The organism is Devosia sp. LjRoot16 (assembly GCF_964252795.1).
Lineage (GTDB): Bacteria > Pseudomonadota > Alphaproteobacteria > Rhizobiales > Devosiaceae > Devosia_A.
The window spans coordinates 1,643,688-1,660,070 of sequence record NZ_CAXUPH020000001.1 but is presented as its reverse complement, the minus strand read 5'-3'; the positions used below and the strand labels follow the sequence as shown (position 1 = coordinate 1,660,070).

Annotated in this window: 12 protein-coding genes; 4 read left to right on the top strand and 8 right to left on the bottom strand. The window is 65.5% G+C overall.

Annotated elements, in window-relative coordinates; translation table 11 throughout:
* Positions 1–221 precede the first annotated feature (221 nt).
* A complete protein-coding gene (locus ACSQ23_RS07840; protein ID WP_055874931.1) occupies positions 222–2,033 on the top strand; it encodes an IlvD/Edd family dehydratase in 1,812 nt (603 codons plus the stop codon).
* 141 nt (positions 2,034–2,174) lie between these two features.
* Positions 2,175–2,645 carry a Crp/Fnr family transcriptional regulator gene (locus ACSQ23_RS07835; protein WP_055874928.1) on the top strand — a complete coding sequence of 157 codons (471 nt, stop codon included), beginning with the start codon at positions 2,175–2,177 and terminating at the stop codon, positions 2,643–2,645.
* A 355-nt stretch (positions 2,646–3,000) separates the two neighbouring features.
* On the opposite strand, the gene ACSQ23_RS07830 is transcribed toward ACSQ23_RS07835, so the two are convergent.
* On the bottom strand, positions 3,001–3,387 hold the full coding sequence (locus ACSQ23_RS07830; protein WP_055874922.1) for a DUF3307 domain-containing protein: 387 nt from the start codon (positions 3,385–3,387) through the stop codon (positions 3,001–3,003).
* A 187-nt stretch (positions 3,388–3,574) separates the two neighbouring features.
* Here ACSQ23_RS07830 and ACSQ23_RS07825 point away from each other — a divergent pair, with 187 nt between their 5' ends.
* Together ACSQ23_RS07825 and ACSQ23_RS07820 are read left to right on the top strand one after the other, a co-directional pair.
* On the top strand, positions 3,575–4,345 hold the full coding sequence (locus ACSQ23_RS07825; RefSeq protein WP_055874919.1) for a FecR family protein: 771 nt from the start codon (positions 3,575–3,577) through the stop codon (positions 4,343–4,345).
* A 24-nt stretch (positions 4,346–4,369) separates the two neighbouring features.
* Positions 4,370–6,535, top strand: a complete 2,166-nt coding sequence (locus ACSQ23_RS07820; RefSeq protein ID WP_055874917.1) for a CHASE2 domain-containing protein — start codon at positions 4,370–4,372, stop codon at positions 6,533–6,535.
* Positions 6,536–6,638: 103 nt separating this feature from the next.
* On the opposite strand, the gene ACSQ23_RS07815 is transcribed toward ACSQ23_RS07820, so the two are convergent.
* The 7 genes from ACSQ23_RS07815 to rplS form a co-directional block, all read right to left on the bottom strand.
* A complete protein-coding gene (locus ACSQ23_RS07815; protein WP_436090258.1) occupies positions 6,639–8,048 on the bottom strand; it encodes a protein adenylyltransferase SelO family protein in 1,410 nt (469 codons plus the stop codon).
* 154 nt (positions 8,049–8,202) lie between these two features.
* Entirely contained in the window at positions 8,203–9,396 is a 1,194-nt protein-coding gene (locus ACSQ23_RS07810; protein ID WP_436090257.1) for a class I SAM-dependent RNA methyltransferase, read from the bottom strand.
* Positions 9,397–9,572: 176 nt separating this feature from the next.
* The gene (locus ACSQ23_RS07805; RefSeq protein WP_436090574.1) at positions 9,573–12,425 is read right to left on the bottom strand and encodes an FAD-binding and (Fe-S)-binding domain-containing protein; all 2,853 of its coding nucleotides are present in this window, start codon (positions 12,423–12,425) and stop codon (positions 9,573–9,575) included.
* A 241-nt stretch (positions 12,426–12,666) separates the two neighbouring features.
* Positions 12,667–13,512 carry a PadR family transcriptional regulator gene (locus ACSQ23_RS07800; protein WP_082533120.1) on the bottom strand — a complete coding sequence of 282 codons (846 nt, stop codon included), beginning with the start codon at positions 13,510–13,512 and terminating at the stop codon, positions 12,667–12,669.
* 259 nt (positions 13,513–13,771) lie between these two features.
* Positions 13,772–14,578, bottom strand: a complete 807-nt coding sequence (locus tag ACSQ23_RS07795; protein ID WP_436090256.1) for a hypothetical protein — start codon at positions 14,576–14,578, stop codon at positions 13,772–13,774.
* A 240-nt stretch (positions 14,579–14,818) separates the two neighbouring features.
* Positions 14,819–15,433, bottom strand: coding sequence for a hypothetical protein (locus ACSQ23_RS07790; protein ID WP_055994028.1), 615 nt, complete (start codon positions 15,431–15,433; stop codon positions 14,819–14,821).
* A 212-nt stretch (positions 15,434–15,645) separates the two neighbouring features.
* The gene (rplS, locus tag ACSQ23_RS07785) at positions 15,646–16,191 is read right to left on the bottom strand and encodes a 50S ribosomal protein L19 (RefSeq protein WP_436090255.1); all 546 of its coding nucleotides are present in this window, start codon (positions 16,189–16,191) and stop codon (positions 15,646–15,648) included.
* Positions 16,192–16,383: the final 192 nt, after the last annotated feature.

The following is a 16,383-nucleotide window of genomic DNA, read 5'->3' as shown; positions in this document are numbered from 1 at the left end:
TCCCCCCTTGCGGGGGAGGGACAGGGTGGGAGGTACTCTCCCCACGCCGGCGGCGGAGTGACTCCGTCGGTGACCTACCCATCCCGCCCATTGCAACCCGACATCCCGATCTCTATCATCGCCTCCGGTACGATCCTCCCTCAATCGAAGGAATGCCTGCCCAGTCCGTCGGGATTGGGCTATGGATCGTCGGGACAGCCTGTTGATTTGAGGAGATCACTATGAGTTCGGGTAAAGGCGAGACCGCGCAGGGCAAGAAGCTCCGGTCGCGCGCCTGGTTCGATAATCCGGAGAACCCGGACATGACTGCGCTCTACCTCGAGCGCTATTTGAACTACGGCATTTCGCGTGAAGAGCTGCAGTCCGGTAAGCCGATCATCGGCATCGCCCAGACCGGCTCCGATATCTCGCCCTGCAACCGCCACCACCTCGAGCTCGCCAAGCGCGTGCGCGACGGCATCCGCGATGCCGGCGGCATCGCCATGGAGTTCCCGGTCCACCCGATCCAGGAAACCGGCAAGCGTCCGACTGCCGGCCTCGACCGCAACCTCGCCTATCTCAGCCTCGTCGAAGTGCTGTACGGCTACCCGCTCGATGGCGTGGTGCTGACCATCGGCTGCGACAAGACCACCCCGGCCATGCTGATGGGCGCCGCCACCGTCAATATCCCGGCGATCGCCCTGTCGGTCGGCCCGATGCTCAACGGCTGGTTCCGTGGCGAGCGCACCGGTTCGGGCACCATCGTGTGGAAGGCGCGCCAGATGATGGCCGCCGGCGAAATCGGCTACGAGCAGTTCATCGAGCTGGTGGCGTCCTCTGCCCCCTCGACCGGTTACTGCAACACCATGGGCACCGCCTCGACCATGAACTCGCTGGCCGAGTCGCTCGGCATGCAGCTGCCCGGTTCGGCCGCCATCCCGGCGCCCTATCGCGATCGGCAGGAAATGGCCTGGCGCACCGGCATGCGCATCGTCGAGATGGTGCACGAGGATCTGAAGCCCTCCGACATCCTGACCAAGGACAATTTCATCAACACCATCGTCGTGAACTCGGCGATCGGCGGCTCGACCAACGCCCCCATCCACATCAACGCCATCGCCCGCCACATCGGCGTCGAGCTGAACATCGACGATTGGCAGACGCACGGCCACAAGGTGCCGCTGCTGGTCAACATGCAGCCGGCCGGCGAATACCTGGGTGAGGATTATTACCATGCCGGCGGCGTGCCGGCGGTGGTCAACGAGCTGATGAAGCAGGGCCTCATCCGCGAGAACGCCCCCACCGTCAACGGCAAGACCATCGGCGAGAACTGCCGCACCACCACCATCCAGGACGACAAGGTCATCCGGCCGTTCACCAACCCGATGAAGGCCGAGGCCGGCTTCCTGGTGCTGCGCGGCAACCTGTTCGACAACGCCATCATGAAGACCTCGGTGATCTCCGAGGAGTTCCGCCTGCGCTACCTGAACAACCCCAACGACCTGGGCGCCTTCGAGGGCAAGGCCGTGGTGTTCGACGGCCCGGAGGATTACCACCACCGCATCGACGACCCGTCGCTCAATATCGACGAGCACACGCTGCTGTTCATGCGCGGCGCCGGCCCGATCGGCTATCCGGGCGCGGCGGAAGTGGTGAACATGCGGCCGCCTGATTACCTGATCAAGAAGGGCATCACCTCGCTCGCCTGCATCGGCGATGGCCGCCAGTCCGGCACATCCGGCTCGCCGTCCATCCTCAATGCCTCGCCGGAAGCAGCGGCGGGCGGCAACCTCGCCATCCTGAAGACCGGCGACCGCGTCCGCATCGACCTCAACAAGGGCGAGGCCGACATCCTCATCTCCGCCGAGGAGATCGAGCAGCGTCGCGCCGAACTGCATGCCGCCGGCGGCTACAAGTATCCGGCGCATCAGACGCCATGGCAGGAAATCCAGCGCGGTATCGTCGACCAGCTCGGCGCCGGTGGCGTGTTGAAGAACGCCGTCAACTACCAGCGCCTGGCACAGACAGCCGGTCTGCCACGCGACAACCATTGATCAAATCCAAAGGGGCCGGTGTTCACTGGCCCCTTTCTTCTTGCGCCGGTCGCGCCGATGGGCCAACAAGCCGCCGCAATGTTTGACGAACAAGTTAGGCTCAGCGCACTATCGAGGGCGCTTAAGGCGGGTGAGGGCTCGATGTCTGATATTCTGGACTATTGCAAAGGGCGGGAGGCGCAGACCTTCAAGCCCGGCCAGGTGCTGATCCGTGAGGGCGGCCAGGAAGGCCAGTTGTTCGTCCTGATCGACGGCCAGGTCGAAGTGCTCCGCAAGGACACACAGGTCAGCTACATCGACGAGCCCGGCTCGATATTCGGCGAGATGGCGGTGCTGCTCGACATGCCCTCGAGCGCCACGGTCAAGGCGCTCTCGACGGTCAAGGCCTACGCCATCGCCGATGCCATCAGCTTTCTGGGCGGCAACCCCGAGATCGCCCTCTACGTCGCGACCCTGCTGGCCCGTCGCCTCTACTACACCACCTCGTACCTGGTCGATCTGCAGCAGCAATCCGAAGGCAAGCGCGAGGACCTCGACCTCGTCGACAAGATCCTCGCCCAGCTGATCGAAAAGCCCGACGAAGCCAAACACGCCAAGCGCACGCGGAAGTAGTTCAAACCCTCGAGCGTGTGGCCACCCCCACCGTGTGGCGGTGCAGTGGCGGCCGAGCCGTCGTGCCCTCCAAAACCCCCTCTCTTGCAAAATCTAAGGCTTAGCCAAACGGCTAAACCTAAGATTTTGCTTTCTCCCCCGCCGAGGGGGAGATGATCCGTGCCTTCCACTTGCGCCTGAGTATCAGTCGGGACTCTCCCCCTTGGCGGGGGAGAAAGCGAAAACTTGGGCTTAGCGCAGCTAAGTCCTTAGTTTTCGCCAGAGAGGGGGTCTTGGGAGCCACCGGCAAGGCGAGGATCAACGTGGGCGAGCCCACGCTCCAGCGGCTAGTAAGCCAGCTGGCTCACGACAGCCCCTACACCAGCCCCTTGCTCAGCAGCACGGCGTAGATGATCGCGGCATAGGTCAGCTGGTGGGTGATCTGGTCGAGCCCGTGCAGGCTCCAGAACCGCCGCGGCTGTGTGTCGACATGCACGCCGCGCGAATAGTGGATCTTCGAATAGTCCAGCAGGTAGTGCACCACGAACTCGGCCACCACGATACCCGCGAGCCATGGGAGCGACGTGCCCGCCAGCAGCAGCAGCAGCGCCGTCAGCCCGGCATGCACGCCGGCATGCGCATAACCGCCTGGCTGGCGGAAATCGCCCTTACCGCCCAGCATCCATCCCGGCTGCAGAAAGTAATCCGCGATGTAGTGCTTGAGCTCCAGTCCGATGAACAGCAGAAAGAATAGTCCGACCATTCGGTCTTGTCCTTGCGGGGGTGACGCCCCCACGGCCCATCCCCGGGAGCTGATGCTTGCAAGCTCCCGTTGTCTGAGGCAAGCGCAGAGTTTACTCCTGTGTTAGGTTCCCGTCAGCGCCGTTCAGCCGGCGTTCATGGGCGGCGTGGCAGGTGGTCCGCGCCGGACGTCTGTCCTGGAGGTTCCGATGCTGCGGCTGCTTACCTCGTTCATTCTGCTGCTGTTGGTAGCGCAACCCGCCCTCGCCGCCTCCGGCAAGGCGATGGGCGTCGATCCAGCTGCCCGGCTCGAGGACAAATCCGGGACCAAAACACTGGTGGTCGGCACCGACGTCTTCATCGGTGATCGCGTCGTCACCGATGCCAAGGGCCTCGTCCAGATCCTGTTTTCCGACAGGACCAAGCTGGTGGTCGGCCCGCGATCGGCGCTGGTGATCGAGGATTACCTGCTGCGTGAGGATGGTTCGGGCGGCAAGTTCGCCATCAACGCACTGTCGGGAACGTTCCGCTTCGTCACCGGCGGCGCCCCCAAGGACCGCTACTTGATCACCACGCCCACCGGCACCGTCGGGGTGCGCGGCACCGCCTTCGACCTCAACGTCCATTCCGATCACTATTCCCTGCTGCTGTTCCACGGCGCCGTGGTGATGTGTAACAAGGCCAATAAGTGCATCACCGTCGATGATTTCTGCGATGTCGGCATGGCCGACCTGACCGACGCTAAGCTGCTCGGCAACACCGAGGATTTCGTCGGCGCCGAGCGCACCTCGATGCGCGGCATGTTCCCCTGGGCCGTGTCGGAGAGCGATCTGCTCACGCCATTCTGGGTGGCGCAGGCCCGCGAATGCCTCAATCGCTCCGTGGTACCGAACAGCCCCGACGCCGGCGGTGCCAGCCCGGACAGCGAACCGCCGCCGCGTACGGAACGGCCCGGCTCCAATAACCTGACGCACGGCTAACCACACCAGGACTCGATCCCGCCGATGCTCCGACGCCTGCTGCCGATCCTCGCTGGCCTCGTCATCGTGATCCTGTTGGCGTTCCTGCGCATCGCCGACCCCTTCCCGGTGCAGGTGCTGCGTGAGATCGCCTTCGATTTCTACCAGCGCCTGCATCCCCGCCCGCAGGGGGAGTTCCCGGTCCGCGTCATCGATATCGACGAAGCCGCGCTTGCCGAATTCGGCCAATGGCCGTGGCCGCGCGATCGCCTCGCTGCTGTCACCGATCGGCTGACCGAGCTTGGCGCCGCCGCCATCGGCTTCGACGTGCTGTTCCCCGAGGCCGACCGCATGTCGCCAAGCCGCATCGCCGCAGGCCTGCCCGGCGTCGATGCCGCGACGCTGCCCGACTACGACGCCATCTTTGCCGCCGCGCTGTCGCGTGCACCCTCGATCCTCGGCTTCTCGCGCACCCCCTCCGGCAAGCCGCTGACCGGCAACCCCAAGGGCGGCTTCGCTATCTCCGGGCCCGACCCCACCGAGCGCATCCCGTTCCTCACCGGCACCGCCGCGCCGATCCCGATCCTGCGCGATGCAGCACCCGGCCTCGCCGCCCTCAGCCTCAATTCCGAGCTCTCGGCCGGCGCCGTCCGCCGCATCCCCATGCTGTGGACCAATGGCAGCCAGCTGTTCCCCACCCTCTCGGTTGAGGCGCTGCGCCTCGCCATGGGCATCAGCACCGTGGTGGTGTTCGGCGATACCGCCGCCGAGGGCTATGTCGACAGCATCCGGCTCGGCGATTTCACCGTGCCGCTGACCTCCGAGGGCGACCTCTGGCTCTATTACAGCCGCCCCAGCCCGGATCTGCTGGTCTCGGCCGCGGACCTGCTCGGGCCGAATTACCAGCAGCTGAGCGATCGGATCGCCGGCAATATCGTGCTGGTCGGCACGTCTGCGTCGGGCCTGCTCGACCTCCACAACACCACGCTGGGCGACAATGTCGCCGGCGTCACCATCCACGCCCAGGCCATCGAGCAGATCCTCTCGGGCACCTATCTCAGCCGCCCCGACTGGGTGGCGGGGCTCGAGATCGTCGGCTTCCTGGCGCTCGGCGCTTTCATGGTGGTGGTGGTGCTGCTGCTCGGCCCCCTTGTCGGTATTGCTGCCGGTGCGCTCTCGCTCACCGCCGCCATCGGCTTTTCGTGGTGGATGTTCACCACCAGCGGCATCATGCTCGATCCGAGCTACCCGCTGATCGGTCTGACCCTGCTCTACCTGGCGCTGGTGTTCTTCCGCTTCGTTACCACCGAGCGCGCCAAAAAGCAGATCCGCCGTGCCTTCGGCTACTACGTCGCCCCCTCATTGCTGAGCGAGATCGAAAAGAACGGCGACCGGCTGAAGCTCGGTGGCGAAGTGCGCCGCATCACCGTGCTGTTCTCCGACATGCGCGGCTTCACCTCGCTGAGCGAGAAGCTCGAGCCCAGGCGTATTCTCGCCATTCTCAACACCCTGTTCGGCGCCCTGGGCCACGAGATCATCGGCCGCATGGGCACCATCGACAAGTTCATCGGCGACGCCATCATGGCGTTCTGGAACGCGCCCGTCGACGTCCCCGACCATGAACGCAAAGCCCTGCGCTCGGCACTGGGCATGCGCCAGAAGCTCGCCGAACTGAACCATACCGATGCCTTCCACCTCAGGGCGGACAAGGCCGCGGTAGGGGAACTCGGTATCGGCATCGGCATCTCCACCGGCGAAGCGCTGGTGGGCAATATGGGTCTCGAAACCCGCTTCGATTATTCCGCCCTCGGCGACACCGTGAACGTCGCGAGCCGGGTCGAAAGCGCCTGCAAGGAGGTCGGCTACGATATCCTCGTCGCCGATCCGGTCCGCGTCATCGTCTCCGATTTCGCCTTCCTCGAAGCCGGCGCGCTGGCGCTGAAGGGCAAGGCCGAGCGCGTCGTCATCTACCTCCTGGTCGGCGATGCCGAGCTCGCCAAATCCGGCGCGTTCCACCTGCTGCGCGTTACCCACGCCGAAGCGCTCGAAGCGCTCCGCACCGGCCGCGACACCCGCGGCGCCATCGCCGAGTGTATCGCCCTATCGGCCAAGCTCGAGCCCGGCCTCAAGAAATTCTACGAACTGCTCCCCGGCCGCCGCATGGATTTTGTGTCGACCGAGACCGTCGTGCCGATCACCCCGGCGGCGTGATTGGTGCGAAGGGCACACACCCTCCATACCCACCGGCCGTCATCCCTGCGAAAGCAGGGACCCAACTATCCCCTTGGGCGCCTTCGGCTCAAATGAACGCCCATCACTCCCCCGCATAGGCCTCGCGCATTTCCTCGATCTCGCCCATTGCCTCGTAGAGCGGGCGCCAGTCGTCGCGCTCGGCAATCGGCGCCCACAGCGCCTCCATCTCGTCGATCAGCATGGTCCGCGGCACATCGCGCTTGAAATACGGGTGGTCGAGATTGGCATCCGGCGACGCCGGGTGCGCAGTCAACAGGCCGGCCAGCGTCTCGAAAGCCGTACCGCGATAGTGGTCGGCCGCCGGGCTCCGCATCGCCCGCGCTCCATCGCCACCGCGCCAATCGAAGAAGAACTGCTCGAACGGCATCTGCGTTTCGCGCAGGAAGTTGAACACCTCCTGCACCAGCAGCGCATCCGCTTCCACCCCGAGCGACGCGAGCCCCAGACGCTCCAGCACCGCCGACCACACCGAACGCTGGAACGCCGGCCAGAACTGGTTCAGCGCCGCTTCCATCTCGGCATGCTCACCCAGCGGCAGCAGCACTTCGGCGAGCCGCGTCAGGTTCCAGGCCAGCGTGTCCGGTTGCTTGCCGAAGGCATAAAGCCCCCACTCGTCGAAATAGGCCGCGGTGAAACTCGGATCATAGGTCGGCAGGAACCGCCACGGCCCGTAATCAAAGCTCTCGCCGGTGATGTTGATATTGTCGGTGTTGAGCACCCCGTGCACGAACCCCGCCGCGATCCACCGCGCCCCGGTTTCGGCGACATGTTCGCTCACCGCGCTAAGGAACTTTGCTGCCCGGCCGTTATCGCCCTCGACCCACAGCTCGGGGTAATAGGCGCGCACCGAATGATCGAGCAGCGCCCGCAGCCGTTCGCCTTCCTTCAAGTAGCTCAGCCGCTGGAACGTGCCGATCCGTGTGTGCCCGTGGCTCAGCCGCACCAGCACCGACGAGCGCGTCGGCGACGGCTCGTCGCCGCGCTGCAGCTCCTCGCCGGTTTCGATCAGCGACAGCGATTTGGAGGTGTTCACCTGAAGCGCCTCGAGCATGGCCGTCGCCAGCACCTCGCGCACTCCACCCTTCAGCGTCAGCCGTCCATCCCCGGCCCGCGACCACGGCGTCCGCCCCGATCCCTTGGTGCCCAGGTCCATCAGCCGGCCGTCATTGAGATCCTCGAGTTGCGCATAGAGAAAGCCGCGCCCGTCGCCGAGATCGGGGTTGTAGGTCTGGAACTGATGCCCGTGATAGCGCAGCGCCAAAGGCTCCGGGAACGACCCCGGCAGCGGCTCGAACTTGCCGAAGTAATTCACCCAGTCGTCGTCGCTGAGCCCATCGAGCCCCACCGACGCCGCCGCCCGCTGGTTGCGATAGCGCAGGGTATGCTCAGGAAACTGTGCCGCCCGAACCTTGTCGAAATAGCCCTCGCCAAGCTCGGCATGGGTGGTGCGGGGTTTGAAGGGATGGGTCATAGCCAGCCGCATCCCCCTCCCCAACCCTCCCCGCAAGGGGGAGGGTGCCGCATCCAGTCCGAGGCGCTATCAAGCCACAGCCACCGGCCGGCACCTCCCCCTAGACGGGGGAGGTTGGGAGGGGGGGCGCCCCATGCGCCAAGGCCAGTAACCCTCACCGCCGAAACACCCCGACCACCTCGACATGCGTCGACCATGCGAACTGATCCACCGGCACCACGCTCTCGAGCCGATATCCGCCGGCGATCAGGATCGCCGCGTCGCGTGCAAAGGTCTTGGGCTCGCAGGATACCGCCACCACAGTCTTCACAGTGCTGCGCGCCAGCTCCTTCGCCTGCGCTTCGGCGCCGGCGCGTGGCGGGTCGAACACCACCGCATCGAACGGGTTGAGCTCGATCGGGGCCAGCGGGTCGCGGAACAGGTCGCGCACTTTCGCCTCGACCGGCTTCAGCCCCTGCACGTGGTTGACTGCCTTGACCAGCGCCGCGATGCCCGCCCGGTCGCTGTCGGCCGCGAACACTCGCGCGCCCTCGGCCAGCCGCAGCGCGAACGGCCCGACGCCCGAGAACAGGTCGGCCACCGACTTCACCTTGCCAACACCTTCGCTGACCAGCCGGGCCAGCGTCTCTTCCGCCGCCGCCGTCGCCTGCAGGAAGCTCGCCGGTGGAATCTCCACCAAGGCCTTACCCATCTTCACCGCCGGCGGGCGCGCCATATAGACCGCATCGCCGTTGAAGGTCAGCCGCGCCAGTTTTTGCGCCCGCGCGAACTCCGCCAACGCCACCGACTTCAGCTTCCGTTCCGACTTGATGCTGAGGTCGATGCCGGTATCGGTGAGGGTAAAGGAGACGTCGCAATCGCCGGCCAGCGGCTGCAGCGCCCGGGCGATCCGCGGCGCATGCTTCGACAAAGTCGGCACGAGGATCGGGCAGGCGTCGATATCGAGCACTTCGTGGCTTTTCGCCCGCATGTAGCCCGCGCCGGTCTTGCGCACATGCAGGGTGGCCCGCCGTCGCCCGGCGCCGGTCGCATCGATCAGCGGCTGCACCACGGTCTCGACCTCGGCATGCTGCAGCGCAATCTCGACCAGGCCCCGCTTGAAGCTCGCGTAGGTCTCACGATTGAGGTGCTGCAGCGAACAGCCGCCGCAGGTACCGAAATACGGGCTGATCGGCTCGGCCCGCTCGGCGCTCGGCGCGATGATGCTGATGAGCGTGCCGCGCTCACCGTCCCGCGCGATCTCCACCCGCTCGCCCGGCAGCGTGAACGGCACGAACACCCGCTCGCCGCCGATCTCGCCGATGCCGTCGCCGTGCTGCCCGATACTGTCGATGAGAACTTCTGTCATGGACCGGACGTAGCAGGCTTTGCCGGCAGCGGTAAGGCCCCCTCACCCGGTCCTTCGGACCGACCTCTCCCCCTAGGGAGAGGTGCGTTGTGGCAAGATCGTGCCCACCCACCACCTCTCCCTTTGGGGGAGAGGTCGCCGCGCAGCGGCGGGTGAGGGGGCCTTTTTCTTAAGCCTCAGGGCTGGCTCACCATTTCCAACAAGCTCGCGATGGACACGAACGGGATTCCCATCCGCTCGCTGAGCCCGGTGGCGCAGGTCGAGACCGTCGACAGCCCGATCTCGCATCCCTCGGGGATCTGCGCCTTGGCAAAGCGCGTCGCATGCGCGTTGAGCTCGGGCACATAGAGCCCCTTGTCACCGGCATAGCCGCAGCAGGTAATGGCATCGAGCACCACCACCTTCTCGGCAATCACCGCCGCCAGCGCCTCGATGGCGCCCTGCTCCTTCAGCCGCTGCGCCGAGCAGTTGTGATGCACCGCCACTGCCGGCAGCGGCTTGGTAATGGTCAACCGCGGCAGGATTTCCTTGAGCAGAAACTCCGCCGAATCCATCACCGCCGCCTCGCCCGGATGTTCGCGCATGTGCTTGGCACAGGTCGAGGCATCGGTCACCACCGGCAGCGCCCCGGCTCGGCTCAGACCGTCGAGCTCGCGCCGCGTTGACCCGCCGACGCGCTCGGCCTCCTCGGGAAAGCCTTTCGACAGGAACGGCTGGCCGCAGCATTGTCCGTCGAGCTTTTCCGGCACCACCGGGTCGAACCCCGCCCGCCGCATCAGTGCGATCATCGCATCGGTGGTCGGCAGCAACCCGTTCTCGCGCGTCGCCGCCCCGAACATCCGCGTCGCGCAGGACGGGAAATACACCACCTGGCCGTTCGGCGCGTTGCGCGCCGGCACCGGCTTCGGCGCCCCCGGCCCCGGCCGCAGCGCCGGCGATACCCGCGGCACTGCCTTGGGCGCCAGCGCATGCATGGCCCCCGCCACCGCATCCACCACGCCATTGCCGACGATCCGGCGGCCCAGCGCCTGCGCCCCGACCCCCAGCTTCATGCCGGTCTCGAGCGCCGCGGTATGCCCGCCGACCCAGTGCGCCACGTTGCGATCGCCATCGGTCCGCCGCCTGCCGCGTTCGCCGATCACCATGGTGCCGGTTTCGATCCCCACCGGGCAGCGCAGCGAACAGAGATTGCACGCCGCACAGGTGTCGAGCCCCACATATTGGAAGCCCTTGTCCATGGCCTTGAGCCGCTCCGGATCTTCGCCGGTTTGCCTGAGCCGCGCCCGCTCGCGCGTCACCGCGATGCGCTGGCGCGGGCTGAGCGTCATGTGATGGCTCGGACAGGCCGGCTCGCAGAAGCCGCACTCGATGCAGAGGTCGACGATCTCGTCGGCCAGCGGCATCAGCTTCAGGTTCTTGATGTGGATGTCCGGGTCGGGGTTGAGCAGCACGCCCGGATTGAGCAACCCCTCCGGGTCGAACAGGTGCTTGATCTCATGCATGATGAGGTAGGCCTTGGTGCCCCACTCGGCCTCGACGAACGGCGCGATGGCGCGCCCGGTGCCGTGCTCGGCCTTCAGCGAGCCGCCATAGCGGACCGACACCAGCTCGGACAGTTCCTTCGAAAAGTGATCGAACTTCACCGCCGCATCCGGGTCCATGAAGTTGTCGCTCATCTGGAAGTGCAGGTTGCCGGCCAGCGCGTGCCCGAAAATGATCGCGTCCTCATAGCCGCAATCGTCGAGCAGCTTACGCATATCGATGACGAAATCGGCCAGCCGGTCGATCGGCGCCGCCACGTCCTCGGTCAGCATCGAGGTGCCCTTCGGCCGTGCCGCGCCGCCGGTAGCGAAGAAGCCCTTCCGCACGTCCCATAGCCCATGCGAAATCGCCTCGTCGGCCGAGAAAGTGATATCCGTCGCCCCCTCGGAGGCAAGGATCGCCGAGGCCTTCGCCGTCTCCACCTCGAGCGTCGCCTGGTCGGGCGCTGTCACGTCGATCAGGATCACCGGCGAGGTCTCGGTGAAGAACTTCACATAAGGCTGGATGGCCGGCAGGTGCTCGACCGTCGCCAGGGCTCGCCGCTCGATATACTCGGCCGCCGTGACGCCGGTCGTCACCTGCACCCCGCCATTGGCCAGCTTCGAGATGGCGCGGGCGCAGGAATAGGGATCGGGGAACGGGATCAGCCCGGTCACCTTGTAGGGGTGCTCGGGAATGGTGTTGTAGGTCACCTCGGAGACGAAGCCGAGCGTCCCCTCCGAACCGACGATCAGGTGGATCAGGATGTCGATCGGGTCGTGGAAATCGAGCAGCGCATTGATCGAGTAGCCGACGGTGTTCTTGATCCGGTATTTCTTGCGGATCAACTCGACCAGCGCCGGGTCGGCCTTGACCTTCTGGTGCAGCGCCTTGAGCTCGTCGAGCAGAGGCGCATGCGACACGCGGAACGCCGCGACCGATGCCGGATCGCCGGAATCGAGCACCGTGCCGTCGACCAGCATCACCCGCAGCCGGTGCATGGTGTGATAGGTGTTGTAGGCGACGCCACAGCACATGCCCGACGAGTTGTTGTTCACCACCCCGCCGATCTTGCAGGTGGCCTGGCTCGCCGGATCCGGCCCGAGCTTGGCGCCGAACGGCTTCAGCGCCTTGTTGGCGTTGGCGACGATCACCGCCGGCCCCAGCGTCACCCGCCGCCCGGCCTCGTGAATCTCGAGCTTCTTCCAGCCGTCGCCGAGCACGGCGAGCACCCCGTCGGTGATCGCCTGGCCGGAGAGCGATGTTCCCGCCGCGCGGAAGGTCAGCGGCAGCTTTTCGGCGCGGGCGGCTTCGATCACCGCCCGGACTTCGTCCTCGGCATTGACGATCACCACCACTGCCGGGATCAGCCGGTAGGAGCTGGCATCGCCCGAATACGCGTAGGTCATCACCGGGTCGGTCATGATCCGGTCCTTGCGGATCAGATCCTTGAGCCGCGCCACAATCCCTTGCGTCGCCGCAGCCCGGTCCACCCCGATCGGGGCCATCTCGTTCACGTCACTATCCGCCCTTTAGGCCCGGAACGAGAAATCTCGCAGCCGGGCAAGATGTTTGGCCGGCATGTTAGAGACATTCGCAGCTGGGCGGTAGTGAGGCATTGGTCGTGGGCAATCGCCCGACTGATCGCCGGGCCGCCGGTCCCACCGAGACCAGTTTGCCATAATGAAAACTCCCGCCTGCCGGAAAGCAGCCGGCCAGACGGGAGCGCTTGTCACTCAGGCGGGACAATTAGCCGAGATCGACTTCGGTCGTGTCTTCGTCATACCCCTCGCGGATCTCCTGTGCCGCGCGGCGCAGGATTTCCGCCACCCGGCGATCCTCTTCGGGGTCGCGCCGGATCGCTTCCTTGATCGCCTTCTTCAGCGCCTTGCGCGCGTCGTTCACTTCCGGCGCCACGTCGTCGAGATCACGGTCGGGCCGGCCCGAGTAGCGTTCCTGGGGCCGTTCGGGCCGCTCCGGTCGCTCGGGGTGTTCGGGATGATCCGGGTGCGGCGGAGCACCGCCGCGATCACCGAACCAGCCATGCCGGCCAAATTCCCGCCCCATGCCGCGAAATCGCTCGCGGAACTGCTCCGCCTCCCCCGGCGTGAAGGGGAAATCCTGGCTCGCCATCCGCTCCCGCAAATGCTCCATCCCGGAGCCTGCCTTGGCGAGGAAGTCGAGCGTCGACTGGATCGCCTCGCGATTATCGTTGAGGTGCGTCCGGCCTTCCTCGGTGATGGTGTAGAGCTTCTTGTTGCCCTCGGCGGCCGAGGTCACGTAGCCCGCCTCCTCGAGATAGGTCAGCGCCGGATAGACGATGCCCGGGCTCGGCGAATAAAAGCCCTTCGAATGCTCCTCGATCGCCTTGATCAGGTCGTAGCCATGTCGCGGCTGCTGTTCGATCAGGAACAGCGCGACGAGCCGGAGGTCGCCCGAGGCGAGCATCCGCCCGATGCGGAAATTGCCCCCGAAACCGCCCCAGTCACCAGGGTTGATGTTGGCTTCGAAGTTGCCGAATTTGCGGAACCCGCGTCGCGCCATGGCTTCCATGCGCCGCCAGTTCCGGTCCCACCTGTGGTCGTGATCGTGCATCTTTCACTCCAAGATATATCTTACGATAGCCGGAAGATATGCCTCGGGCGCCGAGGCTTCAAGATAGCTCTCAAGATATATCTTAAGTCAGCGGTACTGCCTGTTTTTACGCGCGGAGCTGATGAGGACCCTCGTCGCTGCCCCAAACGCGATGTCATCCCAGCGAAAGCTGGGACCCATCTATCAGGCTGAGCAAGCGGCGAGTTGGGTCCCAGCTTTCGCTGGGATGACACCGAGCGTAGGGAGAGCTTGGTGGAGACTACCCCGCGATCGCCTTCACATACCGCTCCGCCGAAGCCTCTACCCGCGCCTTGGCGTCATGCGTCATCACCCGGTCCCACCAGCCGGCATAGATCCGGTCGTAGGCGAACGGCGCCACCGTCCCGACGATGCGGTTCACCTCGCGCGCCGGCAGCGGGATCAGGTTGGGATAGGAGTACATGAAGCTCACCCAGCGCGTATCCGGCACCACCATGATGGTATCGCCGGTCATCAGCACGCCCTTACTGTCCTCGCCGGCCCAATGCAGCGCGGTGGAGCCGACAAAATGCCCGCCGCAACGCACCAGCGTTACCCCCTGCCCGAGCTCCAGCGTCTCTCCGCTCCAGTAGTTCACGCGGTCCGACGGCCGCATCACGTACTGCCGGTTGGCCTCGTGGATATGGATCGGCACGCCGCCCAGCGCCTCCGACCAGTCGACCATCGAGGAATAGAAATGCGGATGCGAGATCGCCATCGCCCGCACCCCGCCCAGTTCCTTGATCCGCCTGACCGCCTCGTCGGTAACCAGCGGCGTGCAATCCCACAGCACCCCGCCACCTGCCTGCTGGATCAGCAGCATACGCTGTCCGATGGCGATCGACGGCGCCGACCCGATCCCCACCAGCCCCGGCTCCTGCTCCTTGAACTCGATCTTATGCTTGGCTTGGAGCTCCGCCAGTGTCGTCCAGCGCTGCCCGGCGGCCGTCACATACTGCCGCTCGTCATCACAGATGACGCAGCGCTCGGGCGGCGCCTCGGACGGTGCATGGCCCACGCCACAGGTGACGCAGATAAAGGATTGCATCGAAAGTCTCCGGTCGTTGTGGTGCTGCCGGACGGTAATCTGGCGAATGCGCTGGGAAATGCAACCATGGCACCTGCTGCACACCCCTCCCCAACCCTCCCCGTCGAGGCCGGTGTCTCAGGCACAATCGCGCCACAGCGCAACCTCCCCCTTGACGGGGGAGGCAAGCGCAGCTTGGGAGCAAAGCGACCTAGCGCAGCTCGGAGGGGGTGCGCCACTCGCACAGACCGTCGGGCTTGGCTACTGCGCCACCAGCCCCTTCCACACCTCGAGCTCGTCCAACGTCTCGCCGGCCCCAGCCAGGGCGAACTGGTAGATGTCGAAGCTGCCCACCATCACGCCGTAATAACCCGGCCGCTCGCGCGCCTCGTGCTTGAGCCTGAGGATCAGGTCGCGGTCGCAGGCCGAGAGATCGGCCCGAAGGTTCGCATCGCGCGCCTGGCGCACCGCGAAATCGAACGGCTCCCAGCCCCAGATGTCGCATTTCCACGGGTTGCCGGCGTAATCCTTGAACTCGATGCCCCAGTAGAGCCCGGCGCCGAGCGGGTGCGGCTCGACATAATCGTTGAGGAAGCTCGCCTTGTGCAGCTGCAGCCCGGCCCGGTCGAACTGGATGGCGATATCGGCGGCGAGCCCGGCCCATTCGGCCCAACGCTCTGCCTCGCACGGCATGTGGATGTCGATATCGCGCCACACCATCAGGTCATAGCCGGCGCTGCCGGTCACCACAGCCTCGCCGAAGCGGGCATTGAGCAGTTCGAGCAGGCCCGTTTCCACCAGCACGGTGCGGGCTTCCTCTCGGAGTTCCGCGGCGACGTGCCGCCTCTCTTCCGCGTCCTGAAGAGCTGCGTCCATTCCAATTTCCCCATAGCGAGATCTCCGATCTCGCGTGCATAAAGACCGGAATACGGGGCATCCCAACCCCGGAATCAAAAGCCCGGCTCGTGAGCCGGGCTGAACTCTAGTCGCGCTCGTGCCGAAACTGTGGCACGGCCGGAGCGGGCGCAGGAAAAGTTGTGAGACTTTTCCGTTCGACGCCCGCGACCACTTAACAGCGCTTCAACTGATTACTCGGCCTTGGGCTCGGTCGCGGCGGCTGCCTCGGCAGCAGCAGCGGCGGCGGCCTCAGCGGCGTCCTTCTCGGCGAGCTCCTTGGCCAGCGCCTCGGCGGCGGCGATCTTCTCGGCCTCGCGGGCGTTCTTGGCGTCAAGCGCTGCAACGCGCTCGCCGGCCTCGATCTTCTTGGTGCGGGCGCCGACGTTCTCGAAAATACGGGCGGCCTTACCGCGACGGTCGCGCAGGTAATAGAGCTTGGCGCGGCGGACCTTACCGCGCTTGATCACTTCGACGCGGTCGATATTGGGGGAGAGCACCGGGAACACGCGTTCCACGCCTTCGCCGTACGAAATCTTGCGCACGGTGAAGCTTTCCATGATGCCGGTGCCGGAGCGGGCGATAACCACGCCCTCATAGGCCTGCAGGCGTTCCTTGTCGCCTTCGCGGATCTTCACCCACACCTTGACGGTATCGCCGTGGGTAAATTCCGGATGGGCGCCCTTGGCGAGCAGCTTATCGTGCTGCTCCTGATTGAGCTGTTCGATGATCTTGGACATCTGATGTTCCGTTCGTCTTTTTCAAAGGAGCGTTTCGCCGGCTTCACGCCGACCGCCCGGTCTTGGTTGCACGGATTTTTATGCATTATTGGCCGAGCCGAAGCTCAAGCGAGCGGGGCTATAAATCAAGAATGCCCGGGAGTCTAGGGTTCCGGGCAATTCTGTTCCGCCTCCATGCCGACCGGCCGGAGC